This window comes from Mycobacterium sp. IS-1590 (assembly GCF_001500025.1).
GTDB lineage: Bacteria > Actinomycetota > Actinomycetes > Mycobacteriales > Mycobacteriaceae > Mycobacterium.
In genome coordinates this window covers 220,104-237,596 of the sequence record NZ_LQIW01000049.1, presented here as the reverse complement: position 1 = coordinate 237,596, position 17,493 = coordinate 220,104, and the positions used below count along the sequence as shown (strand labels likewise).

The following is a 17,493-nucleotide window of genomic DNA, read 5'->3' as shown; positions in this document are numbered from 1 at the left end:
TTCCTTCCGTCGGATATCTATTGGCCGGTCGTGCCGAGTTGTTCTCTGAGGCGGTGCTTTTGCACCTTGCCGCTGATGGTGCGCGGCAGCTCCGGCACCACCACGATGCGTTCGGGCGTCTTCTGTCTGGCCAGCCCGCAGGCGGCGAAATGGGCCGCGGCGTCGGCGGTGTCGAAGGACCCGCCCTCCTGCAGCACGACGAACACGCAGACCCGTTCGCCGTACTTCTCGTCGGGGGCGCCGATCGCGGCGGCTTCGGCCACCGCGGGGTGGCTGCTGACGACGTCTTCGACTTCCTTCGACGAGATGTTCTCGCCGCCACGGACGATGATGTCCTTCTTGCGGTCGGTGATGGTGAGAAAGCCGTCGGCGTCCAATCGCCCGACATCGCCGGTGCGAAACCAGCCGTCGACGAAGCCGGCTTCGGTGAAGCGGGGATCGGTGTAACCGCGGAACAATTCGGGCCCCTGCGTGAGGATCTCGCCGTCGGCGCCCGGCGGTACGTCGCGCCCGCGGTCGTCGACCAGTCGGATCCGCGTACCGGGGGCGATCCGCCCGTCGGTGTCGGCCCTCTTGTCCAATGGATCCTCCGGCCGGCCGACGCTGATCGTGGGGTGTTCGCTGGATCCGTAGCAGCGGTAGGCACCGATGCCGAACCGGTCGGCGCGACGGATCAGCGTGCCCGCGACACCGGCCGCGCCGGTGGTGTACTCGCGCAGGCTCGACACATCGAGACAGTCGCGTTCGGCGACGTCGAGGATGCCACCCAGATGGATCGGCGCGCCGGCCGAGACGCTCACGCCGTGCTTGGCGATGAGCCGGGCGGCGGCCTCGGGGTTCCATGCGTCCATGGCGATGGTGTCTCCGGAGCGGCACATCATGCGCAGGATGCCCAGCGTGCCTGCGATGTGTCCGGCCGGAAAGACCGCCAACGTGGTCTGGTCGGCATCGGTGTTGCGCAGCGCATCCATCGCGCGCAGTTCACCGAGCAGTGAACCGTGGGTGTGCTGGACGCCCTTGGGTTCCGCCGTCGTCCCTGATGTGTACACCAGCACCGCGCGACCTTCGGGGTCGGGACGACACGGCGTGAAACCCGTTGCCGCCGTTGAGGTCAGCTCTTCGAACGGGATGGTTCCGGTGTGCGCACCGCCCAGCACGATGCGGTGTCCCAGCTCGGGCAGATCGGCCAGCGCTGACACGGTCGCGCCGGTGTCGCGGTTGCGGAGCTCACGAGCCAGCACGATGGCACGGGCCCCCGATTGCCTGGCGATGAAGGCGACCTCGGCAGGCCCGTAGATCGGCACGATGGGCAGCACCACCGCACCGCACAACCAGGCGGCGGCGTGCACGGAGAAGCACTCGCGCCAGTTCGGCAGCTGGACAGCGACGACATCGCCGGGCCGGATACCCAGTCCGGCCAGCCCGGCGGCCAACCGCATGCTCTCGTCGAACAACTCGGCGGCGGTGAACTGATCGGGACGGTCGTCGCTGTGCACCATGACCGCGGTGTCGGGGTGCTCGCCGATGAACCCGGCGATCTCGTCGGGGATGGTGTCCGCGGCTGTCCCTGCGCGGCGGTCGAGTTCGGTCAACACGACAACAGCACACATCCGGCGATCGGGCCGCCACCAGCCGACGCGACGGCCACCTCGGGACGCTTCGGTATCGCCGTGTCCCCCGCCAGTCCGCGCAGCTGCTGGCATGCCTCGTACAGCACCCAGTACCCGTGCATCCGGCCGGCCGACAGCTGACCGCCATAGGTGTTCAGCGGCAATTGGCCCGCACGCGCGATCCGGTGACCGCCATCGACGAACGGGCCACCCTCACCGTCGGCGCAGAAGCCCAGTGCCTCCAGCCATGCCAGCGTGAGATAGCTGAAACCGTCGTACAACTCGGCCAGGTCGACGTCGGCCGGTTTCAGGTCGGTCTGTGACCACATGTCCGCGGCGGCGTCGTGCATCGCCATCTTCGGGTAGTCCGGACGGCCGGTCCATCCACCCGCGCCTGAGGCCCCGCCCGCCGCTTCGACGGTGACCGCACCGTGTGGGGCGTTGGCCCGGTGCTCCGGGGTGGAGAGCACCAGCGCGATGGAACCGTCGACCGGCACGTCGCAATCGAGGAGGCCCAGAGGGGAGGAGATCATCCTGGCGTCCAGGTACTGCTCCATGGTCATCGGATCGCGGTACACCGCCAGCGGATTGCGCGCGGCGTTGCGCCGGGCGTTCAGCGCGATCCAGCCGAGTTGCTGCTTGGTGGTGCCGTAGCGGTCCATGTGGGCGCGGCAGTGCATGGCGAGCCAGTTGGCGGCCGAATACGCGTGCGCGGCAAGCAGATAGCCGACCTCGGTCATGTCCATGCCGCCCTCGGCGCGCTTTCCGCCGGACTCGGGCGCCCGGTCTGCGGCGCGGCGGTCCACGGTGCCGCCGATCATCTGCACCGTCCGGTAGACGAGCACGTGGCGGGCCTTGCCCTCGGCGATCAGGTCGCGGGCCGCGACCACCGGGGTCAGCAGCCCGTTGCGGCCCAGCACCGGACCCTGCGCGCCGGGATCGGGAATGCCCAACGCGGCGGCCGCCACGTCGGCCGGGGTGTCTCCCATGGTGAGAACCGCGTCGATGTCGGCAGGCGCCAGGCCGGCGTCGGCGATGGCGGCCGTCGAGGCCTGCACGGTCAGATCCAGCGCCGAAATGCCGGTGCGCCGGCCAATCGCAGAGATTCCGGCGCCCGAGATGACCGGTGCGCTCGGCGGGGCGGGCATCCGTCCTCCTTCGGAACAATGAACTTAATCAGTGTACTTTTATAACGTGTCTGATACGTCGGTTACCTCGGATTTCTCGCCCGCCCCGCGCATCCTGCCGCCCCTCGACGACGCCTCGCGCCCGTATTGGACCGGCGGCGCCGAAGGCCGCCTGCTCATCGCCCACTGCGCGTCGTGCGGGCGTTACTTCCACCCGCCACGGGCGGCATGCCCGACGTGCGGCGCGGATCCGGAGTTCGTCGCGGTGTCCGGTCGCGGCACAGTGTTCACGTTCACCGTGTGTCATCAACAGTTCAACCCCAGCGTGCCGACACCGTTCGTGGTGGCCCTGGTCGAGCTGCCCGAACAACCCGGGCTGCGGCTGAGCGCCAACGTCGTCGACTGCGATCCCGAGGCGGTGCACTCCGGGATGGCGGTCGAGGTCCGGTTCGAACGACACGACGTTTCATGGGTTCCGGTGTTCGTGCCGGTCACTTGATCAGCGGGTCGCGCGGCAATCCCAGGATGCGCTCGGCGATCTGATTGCGCGTGATCTCGGAGGTGCCGCCCGCGATGGTCATACCCCGAGAGGCCAGCACCATGAAGCCCGGGTACTTCCCGGCTCCGCTGACGAGCGCGACGTCGGGCCCGACCAACTCGGCCGCCAGGCTCGCCCGCGCCACCACGTGTTCGGCGATCAGGAGTTTGGTGACGTTACCCTCTGGACCGGGTTCGGCGCCGACCACGCTGCGCGCCGCCCGGCGCAGGTTGAGCAGTCGCAGCGCGTGATCGTCGGCGAGGAATCTGCCTGCCCGTTCGGGTGCGCCCGCCACCCTGTCGCCGTAGCGCTGCGTCAGGTCGACCACCATTCCCGCGGCCCCCTGGCTGCCCGGTAGTCCACCGCCGATGCTGACCCGCTCGTTGCCGAGCGTCGCGCGGGCCACCCGCCATCCGTCGTTGGGTTCGCCGACCACGTCGCGGTCGGGGACGAAGACGTCGTTGAAGAAAACCTCGTTGAACTCCGATCCGCCGGTGATCTGGCGCAACGGCCGGACCTCGACGCCGGGCGCCTTCATATCGATGATGACCGTGGTGATGCCCGCGTGTTTGGCCGCCGCGGGATCGGTGCGCACTGTCGCCAGGCCATAGCGGCAGTGCTGCGCGCCGCTGGTCCAGACCTTCTGCCCGTTGATGATCCAGCCGCCGTCGGCGCGCACGGCCTTCGTGCTCACGGCGGCCGCGTCCGAACCGGCGCCCGGTTCGGAGAACAGCTGGCACCAGACGTGTTCACCCGTCAGCGCCGGATGCACCAGTCGTTCGATCTGATCGGAGGTCCCGTGCTGGATCATCGTCAGCACCACCCAGCTGGTGATGCCGAACTCCGGTCGCTTGATGCCGGCCTCGGCCATTTCCTGCTCGATGACCAGTTGCTCGACCGCACCGGCCGCTCGACCCCACGGTTTCGGCCAGTGCGGCATGACGTAGCCGGTCTCGATCATCTTTTCCCGCAACTGTTTCGGGTCCAAGCCCGACCAGGTGGTGAACTCCGCGCGCACCTCCTCGCGCAACTGTTCGGCTTCGGGAGGCAAGTCGATCGAGTTCTCCCGGACCACACCTTTCGCGGTCAGTTGATAGACATCGAGCGGGGCGTCGCGTCCACCTGCCAGTCCGCGCAGCGTGACGGCGCGCCGCAGATGCAGGTGCGCGTCATGCTCCCACGTGTACCCGATGCCGCCGTGCACCTGAATGTTCAATTCGGCGTTGTGCACGTATGCCGGAAAAGCCAGCGTCGCCGCACAGGCGGCCATCAGCGCGAACTCCTGCTCCCCCGCATCCGCCGCCCGCGCCGCGTCCCATACCGTCGCACCGGCCGATTCGGCGGCCACCAGCATGTTGGCCAGATGATGCTTGATGGCCTGGAACGTACCGATGGTGCGGCCGAACTGCTCGCGCACCTTCGCGTACTCGACTGCCGAATCAAGGCAATCCTGCGCTCCCCCAACGGCTTCAGCGGCCAGGACGGTCCTGGCCATGGCGCGCGCGATTCCGGCGGCGCCAGGGAGCAATTCGGCAGCGCCGATCTCGACGTCGGTCACGGTGACGCGTGCCGAGCGTCGCGTCGGGTCGAGGTTGGTCTTCACGTCGACGACCACGCCGTCGGCCGCAGCCGGAAGCAGCACGACGTCGTCCCCGACCGTCAGCACCAGCAGGTCGGCCAGCCCGGCGCCGAGCACCACACCCGCGTCACCGGTGCAGCGCGACCCGTCGGACGACAACGCGGTATCGAAACCGACACCCGCGGTCGACGTCCCGTCGACCAGGGTCGGCAACCAGCGCGCACGCTGCTCCTCGGTACCCGCCGCCGAGATGACCGCCGAGGCGATCACCGTCGGGACGAACGGCCCCGGCGCGACCGCACGACCGAATTCCTCTGTCACCGAGACCAGTTCGGGAAGTCCGCACCCCGAGCCGCCGTACTGCTCCGGCACGTGCAGGCCGAGCCACCCGAGCCCGGCGAGCTCGGACCAGAACTCGGGCCGCGACTCCGTCTCGGCGTCCAACAAGGCTCGCGCTGCCGTGCGCGCACCACGGGCGGCGAGGAAGGACCGTGCGACCTCGGCTAGCTCACGGTGGTCTTCGGTGATGGCGATGCCCATCGCTGCGCTCCTGTCTCGCTCGAATCGTGAAGCTCGGGCCAGGTCCGGCGCCGCAACGCGCCGGACGCGGTTCTGGTGAGGTAGTCGTCGCGCTTGATGCCGCGCCACAACTGGGCGACGTAGTCGCGCTCGTCGAGTTCGCCGCGCGCGACCCGCTCCGCCAGCGCGGCCCGACCCTGTGGCACCGAAGCCGGGGCGTCGCCGAGTAATTCGGCCAGCTCCGCCAGTTCGGCCGCGTCGACCTGCGCACCGACGCGATCCACCTCGGCGAGGTACTTGACCAGCCGGGCGGCGCCCTTGACGTAGCGGATCGCCAGGGGGTCGCTCGAGCGCCCCGCGGCCTCGGACAGCGCCGCCGCGGTCGCGGCATAGACGGAGGCGCGCTCGGATTCCTGGTCCTCATCGGGGAATTCGACGTCGACGTCGGGGATCCCGACCACCCGCGCGAGCGCTTCGATCAGCAGCCGCCGGTGCAGCATGCCGTAGATCAGGCTGTTCCCGGCGTCGGGTGAGTTCGCAGGCACCGATGCCCGCGCATCGACGCCGCCGGGGTTCATCGACGCGAGCCGCGTCTCGGCGAACAGCCGGTAATACCAGACGCGGTCTTCGTCGACTGGGTGCCCGGACAGCCGTTCGTACTCGGCGATGCGGTCCGGGAAATGGGTGAAGGTGTCCTGCACGGTGCGCAGGGACAGCCAGGCGATGTCGTCCATCGGGTCGCCGAAGTGGGCCAGCTCCCAGTCCACGATCGCGGTCACCGTGCCGTCGGCGTACATGAAATTGCCGGGCCCGGTGTCACCTTGGACCAGAACCGTCGGCCCGTCGTAGTCGGGGATGTTGCGCTCGAGCCAATCGATGCAGAACGACACCAGCGGGGCCGGTCTCCCGTGCGCCGCAACACGTTCGCGCATCCGGGACAGTTCGGTCCGCACGTGCCCGTGCACCGGGCCGGCACGGCCCAGGCTCGAGATGTCCAACGTGCCGGCGTCGATGCGGTGGAGATAGGCCAGTTTGGCGATGAAGTCCCGCGCGGTGCGGACCTGATCGTCGGGATCCTTGATCAGCCGGAACCAGGTGTCACCGCCGACGCGCTCCAGCAGCACCGCCTGCTCGTCCGGGTGCGCGGCCACCACCCGCGGCACCGTCACGCCGTGGCGCCACAGTTCCGCCATGATCTCGGCTTCGACCTGCAACGGGTGAAAGGCGCTGCCGGGCCTGGGTGGATTCGGGTCGTAGCGCAGGAAGAGCTGCTCATCCCCTCCCGGACCGTACGTGTCGACGAACCATGCCTGCCTGCTGGCGCCTCCGGGTACCTGCTTGACCTCGACTCGGTCCGCGCCGGTGGTCTGCATCATCCACTGCTGCAACTCGGCGGAGATCGTCGCGCCGCCGCTCATGATCGGACACCCGACTTCGCCGCGGCGGCGGCCAACCATGCCTTGACCGCCCTGCGATGCTCGACGGTCATACCGCTGCGCACCATGCGCTCGCTCTCGGCAAGCAAAGCCTGCTCCAACGGAAGCTGCTGGGCATCAAGGACGTTGGCCTTGGTGCCGGCGAAGGCCGACGTCGGTCCCGCGGCGATACGCGCGGCCCACTGGATCGCCGAGTCCCGTAGGTCGGCGTCGTTGACGACCCGGTTGAACACCCCGAGCCGCAGCCCGGCCTCCGCGTCCACCGGTTCGTCGGCGATCAACAGCTCGAGCGCCTTGGCCGGGCCGAGCAGCCGCGTCAGGAACCAGGCCCCGCCGAAATCACCGGAGAAGGCCAGCTTCGACCAGCCGGGGATGAGCCGCGCCGATCGCGCCGCGATACGGAGGTCGGCGGCCAGCGCGATGCTCATGCCCGCGCCGACGGCCGCACCGGGCAGTGCGGCGATCGTCACCTTCGGCATGCGGTGCAGCTGGGTCACCATCCTGGCGTTGTCGGCCAGTTGCGCGGTCTGCGAGCGCACCTTGGCCTCGACGTCGACGCCGTCGCCCCATTCGCCAGATGCCTGCTTGCCCGAATTCCCATCCCGCACATCGCCGCCCGCGCAGAACGCATTGCCCGAGCCCGTGATCAGCACACAGCCGATCGCATCGTCGGCGGCGAACTGTTCGAGCAACCGCGGCACCGCGACGTACATCTCGGCGTGCAACGCGTTGCGGCGCTCGGGCCGGTTGAGGGTGACGATCCCGACGCCGTCGACGACCTCGGCCAGCACGGTGTCGGTGCCGGTTTCGATCGGGTGAGCCGAAGTCACCTGCGCGATTTTCCGATCAGCTCGTTATGCCGGTCGAGCATCGCCGCGGCCTTGCGACGCAACTCCTCATCCGGGGTGGGCAGGATCACCGGGCCGTGCTCGCGGCTGGGCAGCGCGACGGTGGCGGTTGCGGGTGCGGTGACCTCGCCGCGCTGGCTCGTGCAGCGGAAGTCCAGGTCCACCAACGCATTTCCGTTCTCCATACGCTTACCGACGACCTCACCGGTGATGAACTGCGTGTCACCGATGAAGTTGAACTTGCGCATCTCGTCGTGCTGGCGCACCAGCCAGCCGTCGTCGCCGATCCAGTCGGTGACGAAGTGGGTGAGCCAGCACTCGCGCATCACGCCGTAGTCGTAGGCCATCGGGTTGCCGATGGACTGCGACCACTCGTTCTCCCAGTGCAGGCGCTGGGCGACATCCGGGATACCTGCGGCGTTCTTGATGTAGAACTTGGGCACCCGCTGGCGGTTCTTGTAGCCGATCCGCGCGGCTCCGATCCCGTACGGCCCGAATCCGTAACCGCCCGAGTGGAAGCTGATGACGTCGGTGAGGGTCAGCGGGCCCTTCACCATCTTCGGGAGCGGCTCGCCGACCTCGACGTCCTCCCAGTACCGCGGCTCGGCACCGCGTGGGCCCTCGGCGGCGTAGATCTCGTCGATCTCGGCGATCTGCTCATCGGTATAGGTGGCGGGCTGGATATCCATGTACTTGCCGCGCTCGCGCGCGCGCTGCCGTTCGGTCGCAATCAGGATGATGCGCGCGACCGCGACGATCTCGGCGCGCTGATTCACCTTGACCTGGCGGAGGATGCGGATGATGGATCGGCCCGCGTACTCGCTGTGCTTTTCCTCGATCGACTCCAATCCACCGAAGCCGTAGAGCGAATCGCCAGGCCGCACCGGCTGATACCACTCGGTGGTCTGACCGGAGACGAAGACGTGGATGCCGGAGAACAGCCCCCTGGTGGCCTTGCGGATGTCCTCGGGAATCGGATCGCCCAGCATCTTCTTCGACATCGCCGAGAAGATCATCGGCGGCGCGATCACCCCGCCCCACCTCGTGTCGGCGGCGTAGTCGGGATCGCAGAACAGCGGGTTGTCATCACCGGCTCCGCGAGCGAAGTTGCGGATTCCGTCGACGCTGGCTTCGCGGTAGAACTCGTCGATACTCGTCGGGGCGTCGATGCCGATCAGCAGCTTCGCACGCTCGATGTCCTCGTCCTTGATGGCGTGGTCGAATTCCTGCTGTTGCGTCTGTGTCATATCAGTACATCCGTATCGGTAGGTTGGTCAGTCCACGCAGCGACACCGTCGGGCGGTAATGCAGCTGTTCCGGTGGCGCCTTGAGTTCCCAGTTGGGGAAACGTCGCAGCAGGGTGCTCAATGCCGCGCGCCCCTCCAGCCGCGCGAGTTGGTGACCCAGGCAGTAGTGGATGCCGAAGGCGAACCCGAAGTGCCGGTTCGGCTTCCGAGTCAGGTCCAGCGCCTCCGGATTGTCGAACACCGTCTCGTCCCGGTTGGCCGAGATGATCGCGCCCAACAGCTGTGAACCGCGCGGGATGTGCACCCCGCGGATCTCCATGTCCTCCTTGGCCAGCCGGGCCGCGCCGTAGGCCACGGGGGCGGTGTAACGCAACAGCTCCTCGATGGCGGTCGTCTCGAGCAGCTCAGGGCGGCTGCGTAGCAGGTCGAGCTGCTCGGGGTGCTGGGTCAGCGCCAGCACGCTGCTGCCGATCAGGCTGGAGGTGGTGTCGTGGCCGGCCAGCAGCAACAGGAACACCATCGCGACGGCTTCCTTGTGGCTGAGCTTGTCGCCACCTTCGTTGGCCCGCACCAGTTCTGAGATCAACCCGTCGTCGGGGTTGGCCCGGCGGTCGGAGATCATCTCCTCGAAGAGCCGAGACAGCTGGATCGAGTGATACGCACTGCGAATCTGCCCGGCGCGGCGTCCCGCGTCGTCGCCCAGCTTCTCCACCAGATCGTGAAAGGTGTCGCGGTCCTTATCGGCGATGCCGAGCATGGTGGCGATGACCGCCAGCGGCAGCTTCACGGCGAAGGCCTGGACCAGGTCGACGTCGCGTTCGGCGGCCACCTCGTCGGCGAGCTGTTCTGCGATCTTGTCGATGTCGGGCACCAGCGTGGTGACGAACTTCGGCGTGAACGCCTTGTGCACCAACGTCCGCAGCCGCTTGTGGTCGGGATCGTCGCGGAAAACCATGGTCTGGGTGAGCATCCGGATCGACGACGGCAGCATCCAGGCGAACCGGCGCGCCGAGGTGTACTTGATGATGTCGTTGGAGAAGCGATCGTCGCCGAACACGGTCCCGACGTCTTCGTGCAACGTCACCAGGTAGCCGCCCTTGCCGCGCAGCAGCAGCGGGGCGGTGGCCCACGAGATGGGTGCTCGCGCGCGCAACTCGGCCATCCGCGCGAACGGGTTGTCGAGCATCTGCCGGGTGCCGAGGTCGGTGTACGGCAACCCGGCCGGGCCCGGACTGGCTTTGCCCATCTCATTTCCCCGTGTGTCAGTTGCGAATCCAATTTATTAGTACACTGAATACTATGATTTACGCTAGCCCCCACTCGGACATCGACCCGGGCTCCTCTGATGGCGCGCTTCAGGCCATCGATTTCGCGGTCGGTTCGGACCATGTCGCGACGGTGACGTTGAACCGGCCGGATGCGATGAACGCGATCTCCGAGCGGATGGCCCGCGAGCTGGTTTGGGTGTGGCAGACCGTGCGCGATACCGACGACATCCATGTCGTCGTGCTACGGGCGGCGGGTGATCGGGCCTTCTGCACCGGCGTCGACGTCAAGGGCGACGGGAGCTGGTTTCTGAAGTCCAACGTGTGGAACAGCTTCGATCCCGGTGTGTGGGTGTCGCCGAAGATCGCGCACCGGTGCTGGAAGCCGGTCATCACCGCGGTCCACGGGCTGGTGGCCGGCGGCGGGCAGTACCTGCTGAACGAGGCGGACATCATCATCTGCTCCGAGGACGCCGCGTTCTTCGACCCGCACGCGAACGCGTCGATCGTCTCGGCGCTGGAGCCGATCGGGATGCTGCAGCGCGGTGTCCCGCTCGGCGACGTGCTGCGCTGGGCGCTGATGGGCACCGAGGAGCGCATCTCCGCCCACACCGCGCTGCGACTCGGGCTGGTGACCGAGGTCGTCGACCGCGAACAGCTCTGGGAGCGCGCGCACCAGATCGCCGCGACCATCGCCGAGCGGAACCCGAAGGCGATCCAGGGAACCATCCGGGCGATATGGGAATCTCTAGACATGACCAGGTCGACCGCGCTGCAGAACGGCATGGCCTACACCCACATCGGCAACCCGCCGGTGGCCGAACGACGCGCGACGCCACGGCGCAACGGCCCACCCACTTACCGGTGACGCGGTGGACCAAGACCTGATCGCGCCGCGGATCGACTCGCGGCGGGCCAAGTTGGCGGGTCGGGCCGCCGAGCAGATCGTCGCCGACGTCATCGAACTGGGCTGGCCGGTGGGTCAGGTGCTCGGTTCGGAGGCCGAGCTGCTCGAGCGCTACGGGGTGAGCCGGGCGGTGCTACGGGAGGCCGTGCGCCTCGTCGAGCACCAGCGCGTGGCGCGCATGCGCCGCGGCACCGGCGGCGGTCTGGTCATCGACGAACCCGACGTCGACGCGGTGATCGGTCCGACCGTGATCTATCTGCTGCGGGCCAAGGCCACCCTCGACGAACTCTTCGACACCCGGATCATCCTGGAGGAACTGGTCGCCGAACTGGCCTCCCAGCGAGCCGGTGAGGCCGATATCAGCACCGTGCGCGAAACGTTGGCCGAGGAGTCGGCGGGCAACTTCACCGAATACCGGCTCCTACACACCCAACTGGCCGCGCTGACCGGGAACCCGGTGTTGCAGCTGTTCGTCGAAACGTTCAGCCGTGTCATCGATTTCCACTTCGCCGACGAGGCCATGCTGCCCACCGGAATGAGCAAGGAAGTACAGCACGCACATGCGAGCATCGCGCGGGCGATTCTGACCAACAACCCCGGTGTGGCCCGCGAGCGGATGAGTAGGCATCTACGCGCGGAAGCGGAATTCATTCACCGTCAGCCGGCGACGGTGCAGGCCCTGGACCCCATCACCGCCCTGGCGGGCACCGACGGCGACAAGCGCGGTGAGGCGCTGGCCAGACAGATCTTCGCGTGGGTCCTCGACACCGGGGCCACACCTGGCACATTCATCGGCTCCGAGGCCACGCTGATGGCCAAGTACAAGGCCAGCCGGGCGGTGCTGCGCGAGGCCATCCGAATCCTCGAATACCAGCAGATCGCGCTCACCCGGCGTGGCCCCGGCGGCGGCCTGTTCGTCGCGGAGCCCGACAGTTCGGCGCTGACCGAGATCATCTCGATCTACCTGCGCCGCCACGGCGTCAACGCACAACACATCCAGGAGTTGCGCACCGGGCTGGAACTCGCCGTCGCCGAGCGGGCAGCCTCCGCCGTGCGCTCCGGCACCGTTGACGCCTCGATGATCGAGAAGGCGCTGGCCACCGAGTCCGAGCAGGGCGTCACCGCCGCGTATGCCAAACGCGAGGATTTCCATTCCGTGCTCGCCCGACTCTCGGGCAATCGGGCGTTGGAACTCGTGCACCGGGTGACCATGCGACTCGGGTGGAATTTCTTCGCCCAGTACGTCGATGACGACCCCCAGGCACTCGAACGGGCCTCCCAAGCCATCGACCCGGCGCACCGCAGCATCGCCGACGCGCTGCTGGCCGGTGACAGCGAGCTGGCCGTGGTGCGGATGCGCGCGCATGTCACGGCCACCACACCGCCCGGACGGTGACCTCTCGGCGACTCGGCTCGGGGCTGTTCAGGGCCCGGTGTTGAGTATACTGTTTAAGCTAATTCAAGAGGGGAGCGCTCGTGAAGCATCCGTGGGATCAGCGGCTCGGGGTGTGGTGGATCGCCGAAGACCACCCCCACGCGCCGGCGATCGCCGACTCGCCCAGCGGGCGCGCCATGAGCTTCGGTGAACTCACCGCGGCAGCCCACCGGGTGGCCAACGCCTTGCGCGCCCACGACCTCCGAGACGGTGAAACGGTCGCGTACGCGCTGCCGAACGACGTCGACGCCGTGGTGTGGCAGTTGGCGACCACCGAGATCGGACTTCGCTACCTGACGCTGAACCCGACCTTGTCGGCCGACGAGTTCGCCTCGATCCTCGAGCACTCCGGTGCCACCGCGCTGGTGTCCCACGTCGACTACCTCGACCGGTGCGGCGCGGCGGCGGGCGGTGCCGCACTGCGCGTCGTTGTCGGCGCCGCGCCCGAGGACGACGTGCCCGCCGGATTCATCACCGACGCCGAACTGATGGCCGGTGCACCGTCGACCCCGCCCGCCGATCGCAGACAAGGCGATTCCATCCGGTATTCGTCGGGAACGACGGGCAAGCCGAAGGGCATCATGCGCGCGCTCGACGATCGCGACCCGTCGGAGGCCGCCAACGCCATGGCGGTGTTCGGCCGCGCGTTCGACTTCCGCCCCTTCGACGGCGCACACCTGGTGTCGACGGGTATGCATCACGCCGGCTGCCAGAGCTTCTATCTCGGGGCCCTGAACGTGGGTCAGGCGTTGGTGATTCTCGGCAAGTTCGATGCCGAGCAGACGCTGGCCGCCATCGACCGGCACCCGGTCACCTCGGCCTACATGGTGCCCACCCAGTTCGTGCGAATGCTCAAGTTGCCGCGCGAGGTTCGCGACAAGTACGTTGTCTCGAGCCTGCGTTCGGTGGTGCACTCGGCCGCGCCGTGCCCCCTGCAGGTCAAGAAGGACATGATGGACTGGTGGGGTCCGGTGATCTGGGAAACCTACGGCGGCACCGAGGGTGCGGCCACCATCGCCAAACCGTACCGCTGGCTGGAGAAGCCGGGCACGGTCGGCAGGCCCGTGCGCGGGATGAGCGTCAAGATTCTCGACGATGAGGGAAACCTCCTGCCCGCCAACGAAATCGGGAATGTCTACATCGAGTCGCTCAGCGGGCAGAGCTTCGAATACCGCAACGACGCCGAACTCACCGCGTCGGTGCACCGCGGAAACGCCTTCACGCTGGGTGACGTGGGCTATCTCGACGACGACGGGTACCTGTTCATCTGCGACCGCGCCAAGGACATGATCATCAGCGGCGGCGTCAACATCTACCCGGCCGAGGTCGAGGGGGTCCTGTCCAGCCATCCGGCCGTCGCCGACGTGGCGGTGATCGGGATACCCGATCCGGAGTGGGGTGAACAGGTCAAGGCGGTCGTCGAACTCGTCGCCGACGCGGAGCCGACCGACGCGCTGGCCGAGGAACTCATCGCGTTCACCCGTTCACGGCTTGCGGGCTACAAGTGCCCACGCTCGGTGGAGTACACCGCCCGACTGCCGCGCACCGAGACCGGGAAGCTGATGAAACGTTCGATCAGGGACGCCCATTGGGCCGCAGCGGGCAGGCGCGTCTGAGGTGAGAACGACCGCGAACCGGGGACCGCAATGAGCTTGACCCGCGAGGTTTTCGACGGCGATCAGCTCACCCCGACCACCGTCGCCGAGGTGCTCGGCATCAAGGCTCTACCGCATGACCGCTTTCTGGCCGATCCGGTCAGCGTGACCGGTAGGCGCACGATCTACGGCGGGCAGGTGGCGGCCCAGGCGCTGCGTGCGGCGAGCCTCACGGTGCCCGACGATCGCATCGCGCACTCCATCCACGGCTACTTCCTGCTCGCCGGTGATGCCAGCGCCCCGATCGAGTTGCGGGTGGAGCGCGACCGTGACGGCGGGCGCTACTCGGGGCGTCGCGTCACCGCCGTACAGAACGACGGGGTGATCTTCTCGATGTCCTGTTCGTTCAGCCGACCGAAACCCGACGCGCCCGAGTACCAGGCCGCCGAACCACCGCGGGTGCAGCCGCCGGACGAGTTGGACACGCACCAGCTCAACGCGTCGCGCACGTTCGACGTGGAGGCCCGCGTCCCCGAGGACACCCGGCCGTGGTACCGGTGGCCCGCTCGAATGTGGCTGCGGATCCGCGAGCCGTTGGCCGATGACCCCAACACGCGGGCCTGCGGCGTGGTGTTCCTGTCCGACCTCTGCACCGGACTGTCCCGGGCGCCGCAGATCGAGCAGGTCGGGCTGCTGCCGAGCGTCGATCACGCGGTGTGGCTGCACCGCGGCGCGGATCCGAACGACTGGTTGCTGATCGATCTCGATCCCATCGCAACCGCGGGCGGGCGCGGAATGTATTCCGGCCACCTCTACAACACGCAGGGCACGATCGTGGCCACACTGGCACAGGAGTCGCTTTTCGACATCCCTCGACCACGAGCCGAGAAGCGTTCGGCCACATGAGGATTAGTGCAGATCAAACCCGTCGCAGATTTGCGTGCGCCGATCTCGACAGTATCGCCTAAATTAGTATCCTTTACGTTAGGATGACGCCATGCCACGGGCCAGCAGTCCGGACGCAGCGACGCGGACGGATCGCACCGACACAACCGACCAGGCGCATCGGAGCACGCACATCACCGCCGATACGCCGATACTCCCCGCCGACGACAACTTCCACCCGGCCCCGGAGGGCGACCCGTACTGGGCCGAGACCACCTGGTGGTCCTTCAACATCCCGGAACGCAAGATCGGATGCTGGCTGCACGCCACCTTCCACACCACCCGGCGCACCGTGACCTGGCGCGTGTACCTGTGGGATCCCCGCGGTGCCTTGCCGGACCAGCTGCGCTACTTCCGGATGCAGACCGAGGTGCCGGTCACCGAACCGAATCCGGACCTGCGCGACATTGCCATTCCCGGCGGCGGTTTCTCGGTGCGGATGCTGCGTCCCCTGCGCGAATACCAGGTCGAGTTCGCCGATGCGGCAGCCGACTTCGCCATTGACCTGCACTTCGACGGCCTGCACGATCCGCGCCGGTTCACCCCCGGCGAGCCACCGTTCATGAACCACACGCACTTCGACCAGGTCGGACACGTGACCGGCGCGTTGACGTTGGACGGCGAGCACATACCGATCGACTGCTACTCGGTGCGTGACCGGTCCTGGGCACCGCGCGGCGCCCCTCGGAAATCGGGCAGCGGCAAACGATCCGACGACAGCGGCCGGGTCCTGCACCCGGGCGGGCCGCTGTGGCGTCAGATCGAACGCGAGCGCGGACGCGGGCGCATCCAGTACGTGTTCGCCCACACCGGGCCGGAGGCCGGCTTTTTGGGCTTCGTCAGGGTTGCCGAGGGCGGTCCTGACGGGTGGTCGCCGCTGAACCACGGATGGCTGCTGCGCGACGGCGAATTCGCCTCACTCGACAAATCGGCCAGCGTGATGAAGAACTACCGCGACCCGGTCACCGGGTGGAGTTCGCACATGGAGCTGCGGTTGACCGACGTGCTGGGCAGGCACATGGCCACCGAAGGCTTCACGGTCAGCCACATCAGCGAATACGGCAGCGGCAGTACGGCATTGATGCGGTTCGACATGGACGGCCACATCGGGTGGGGCGAGGACCAGGACATCTGGGCGCCCAAGCACTTCGCTCGGATGCGTGACGCGCTTCAGGCGGTGCGGTGACCCTCCCATCGGAATTCGAACGTTCGCGAACAGCAGGAGATTGAGCATGGCTGGACCATTCGAGGGTGTCCGCGTCGTCGAGGTGGCGGCATGGACCTTCGTGCCGGGCGCCGGTGCCATCATGGCCGACCTCGGCGCCGACGTGATCAAGGTGGAGCCCCCGACCGGTGATCCCCAGCGCGCGCTGCGCAACGCGCTCAACGCCGACGACAATGCGCCCAACCCCTTCCTGCACGTGCCCAACCGCGGAAAGCGCAGCATCACCCTCGACTTGACCACCCCGGCCGGCCTGGACGCGCTGCGCCGACTGGTCAAGACCGCGGACGTCTTCCTCACCAGCTACCTGCCGAAGGTCCGGGCCAAACTCGGGATCGATCCCGACGATCTGCGCGTGGACAACCCTCGGCTGATCTACGTGAGGGGATCCGGCTGGGGCAGCACCGGCCCCAACGCCTCAACGGGCGGGTTCGATTCCGCCGCAGCGTGGTCGGCGGCGGGGGTGCAGAACAAGCTGACCGCCCCGGGGGCCACCGACCCCGCCGCGCAACCGGCCGCGTTCTTCGACCTGCAAGGCTCCAGCGCCATCGCCGGTGCGGTGGCGATGGCACTGTTCCGACGAGAACGGGCGGGTGAGGGCGCGCTGATCGACGTCTCGCTGCTGAACACCGGCATGTGGACCATGGGCCCCGACATCGCGGCGGCGGCAGCCGGATCGAAAGAACTGCCGCGCATCGAACGCAAGGCGGCACCGAATCCGATCGTCAACTACTACCGCACCGCCGACGACCGATGGCTGAACCTGGTGTGCCTGCAGGCCGACCGGTTCTGGCCCGAACTCTGCACACTGATCGGGCGCGACGATCTGGTCGACGATGAGCGATTCCGCGACGCCTTTTCGCGCTTCGCCAACAGTGCCGAGTGCGTCGCGGAATTGGACGCCACATTCGCAAGCCGCACACTCGAGGAGTGGCGCGGCGCGCTGGCCGGTTTCTCCGGCGTGTGGTCGGCGGCGGCGACGTTCGAGGAGGTGTGCGCCAGCCCGCAGGTCGCCGAGAACGGCTATCTGCCCGAGGTCGTCGGCACCGACGGCAAACCGTTCCGCCTGGTGGCCCCGCCCTACCAATTCGACGGCGTGCCAACCACTCCGGTGGGCCCGGCACCCGAGCTCGGCCAGCACACCGAGGAGATCCTGCTGGACTGCGGCATGGACTGGGACACGATCGCGGGTCTGCGCGAACAGGGAGTGCTGGGCTGAC

At 67.9% G+C, this 17,493-nt stretch carries 14 protein-coding genes; 7 read left to right on the top strand and 7 right to left on the bottom strand.

Translation table 11 applies throughout. From position 1 onward, the window contains the following. Nucleotides 1-17: 17 nt before the first annotated feature. A complete protein-coding gene (locus AU197_RS23435; RefSeq protein ID WP_231745174.1) occupies nucleotides 18-1,595 on the bottom strand; it encodes a class I adenylate-forming enzyme family protein in 1,578 nt (525 codons plus the stop codon). Further along, nucleotides 1,589-2,758, bottom strand: coding sequence for a thiolase family protein (locus AU197_RS23430; RefSeq protein WP_064405916.1), 1,170 nt, complete (start codon nucleotides 2,756-2,758; stop codon nucleotides 1,589-1,591). The genes AU197_RS23435 and AU197_RS23430 overlap by 7 nt, the downstream gene beginning before the upstream one ends. A gap of 46 nt (nucleotides 2,759-2,804) precedes the next feature. Between AU197_RS23430 and AU197_RS23425 the strand changes: the two genes are divergently transcribed. Beyond that, nucleotides 2,805-3,236 (top strand): Zn-ribbon domain-containing OB-fold protein, encoded by a 432-nt coding sequence (locus AU197_RS23425; protein WP_064405914.1) that lies wholly within the window; start codon nucleotides 2,805-2,807, stop codon nucleotides 3,234-3,236. On the opposite strand, the gene AU197_RS23420 is transcribed toward AU197_RS23425, so the two are convergent. Genes AU197_RS23420 through AU197_RS23400 form a run of 5 tightly spaced genes read right to left on the bottom strand, consistent with a single transcriptional unit; the run spans nucleotide 3,229 to nucleotide 10,150 of the window. Then, a complete protein-coding gene (locus AU197_RS23420) occupies nucleotides 3,229-5,394 on the bottom strand; it encodes an acyl-CoA dehydrogenase family protein (protein WP_064405912.1) in 2,166 nt (721 codons plus the stop codon). The genes AU197_RS23425 and AU197_RS23420 overlap by 8 nt on opposite strands. Beyond that, nucleotides 5,358-6,791: a phosphotransferase family protein gene (locus AU197_RS23415; protein ID WP_064406014.1), complete on the bottom strand. Its 1,434-nt coding sequence runs from the start codon at nucleotides 6,789-6,791 to the stop codon at nucleotides 5,358-5,360. The genes AU197_RS23420 and AU197_RS23415 overlap by 37 nt, the downstream gene beginning before the upstream one ends. After that, complete coding sequence (locus tag AU197_RS23410; protein WP_082696820.1) at nucleotides 6,788-7,639, bottom strand: enoyl-CoA hydratase/isomerase family protein; 852 nt, start codon at nucleotides 7,637-7,639, stop codon at nucleotides 6,788-6,790. Before AU197_RS23410 ends, AU197_RS23415 begins: the two co-directional genes overlap by 4 nt. Beyond that, nucleotides 7,636-8,904, bottom strand: a complete 1,269-nt coding sequence (locus tag AU197_RS23405) for an FAS1-like dehydratase domain-containing protein (protein WP_064405910.1) — start codon at nucleotides 8,902-8,904, stop codon at nucleotides 7,636-7,638. The genes AU197_RS23410 and AU197_RS23405 overlap by 4 nt, the downstream gene beginning before the upstream one ends. A 1-nt stretch (nucleotide 8,905) precedes the next feature. After that, nucleotides 8,906-10,150, bottom strand: coding sequence for a cytochrome P450 family protein (locus AU197_RS23400; RefSeq protein ID WP_064405907.1), 1,245 nt, complete (start codon nucleotides 10,148-10,150; stop codon nucleotides 8,906-8,908). Nucleotides 10,151-10,203: 53 nt separating this feature from the next. On the opposite strand from AU197_RS23400, the gene AU197_RS23395 reads away from it, so the two are divergent. The 6 genes from AU197_RS23395 (at nucleotide 10,204) to AU197_RS23370 (ending at nucleotide 17,492) form a co-directional block, all read left to right on the top strand. Next, nucleotides 10,204-11,037 (top strand): enoyl-CoA hydratase/isomerase family protein, encoded by an 834-nt coding sequence (locus AU197_RS23395; RefSeq protein WP_082696819.1) that lies wholly within the window; start codon nucleotides 10,204-10,206, stop codon nucleotides 11,035-11,037. Between the two features lie 4 nt (nucleotides 11,038-11,041). Further along, nucleotides 11,042-12,472 carry a FadR/GntR family transcriptional regulator gene (locus AU197_RS23390; protein ID WP_064405906.1) on the top strand — a complete coding sequence of 477 codons (1,431 nt, stop codon included), beginning with the start codon at nucleotides 11,042-11,044 and terminating at the stop codon, nucleotides 12,470-12,472. An 80-nt stretch (nucleotides 12,473-12,552) separates the two neighbouring features. Continuing rightward, on the top strand, nucleotides 12,553-14,127 hold the full coding sequence (locus AU197_RS23385) for an AMP-binding protein (RefSeq protein WP_064405904.1): 1,575 nt from the start codon (nucleotides 12,553-12,555) through the stop codon (nucleotides 14,125-14,127). 30 nt (nucleotides 14,128-14,157) lie between these two features. Then, nucleotides 14,158-15,012 carry an acyl-CoA thioesterase gene (locus AU197_RS23380; protein WP_064405902.1) on the top strand — a complete coding sequence of 285 codons (855 nt, stop codon included), beginning with the start codon at nucleotides 14,158-14,160 and terminating at the stop codon, nucleotides 15,010-15,012. Nucleotides 15,013-15,103: 91 nt separating this feature from the next. After that, a complete protein-coding gene (locus AU197_RS23375) occupies nucleotides 15,104-16,237 on the top strand; it encodes a DUF7064 domain-containing protein (protein ID WP_231745173.1) in 1,134 nt (377 codons plus the stop codon). Between the two features lie 46 nt (nucleotides 16,238-16,283). Then, nucleotides 16,284-17,492, top strand: coding sequence for a CaiB/BaiF CoA transferase family protein (locus AU197_RS23370; RefSeq protein ID WP_064405901.1), 1,209 nt, complete (start codon nucleotides 16,284-16,286; stop codon nucleotides 17,490-17,492). Nucleotide 17,493: the final 1 nt, after the last annotated feature.

Bases quoted from the DNA above. Each gene is read 5' to 3' on its own strand.
- AU197_RS23430 (WP_064405916.1), bottom strand. From the start codon at position 2,758: ATGCCCGCCCCGCCGAGCGCACCGGTCATCTCGGGCGCCGGAATCTCT.
- AU197_RS23420 (WP_064405912.1), bottom strand. From the start codon at position 5,394: ATGGGCATCGCCATCACCGAAGACCACCGTGAGCTAGCCGAGGTCGCA.
- AU197_RS23415 (WP_064406014.1), bottom strand. From the start codon at position 6,791: ATGAGCGGCGGCGCGACGATCTCCGCCGAGTTGCAGCAGTGGATGATG.
- AU197_RS23405 (WP_064405910.1), bottom strand. From the start codon at position 8,904: ATGACACAGACGCAACAGCAGGAATTCGACCACGCCATCAAGGACGAG.
- AU197_RS23400 (WP_064405907.1), bottom strand. From the start codon at position 10,150: ATGGGCAAAGCCAGTCCGGGCCCGGCCGGGTTGCCGTACACCGACCTC.
- AU197_RS23395 (WP_082696819.1), top strand. From the start codon at position 10,204: ATGATTTACGCTAGCCCCCACTCGGACATCGACCCGGGCTCCTCTGAT.
- AU197_RS23380 (WP_064405902.1), top strand. From the start codon at position 14,158: ATGAGCTTGACCCGCGAGGTTTTCGACGGCGATCAGCTCACCCCGACC.
- AU197_RS23375 (WP_231745173.1), top strand. From the start codon at position 15,104: ATGCCACGGGCCAGCAGTCCGGACGCAGCGACGCGGACGGATCGCACC.
- AU197_RS23370 (WP_064405901.1), top strand. From the start codon at position 16,284: ATGGCTGGACCATTCGAGGGTGTCCGCGTCGTCGAGGTGGCGGCATGG.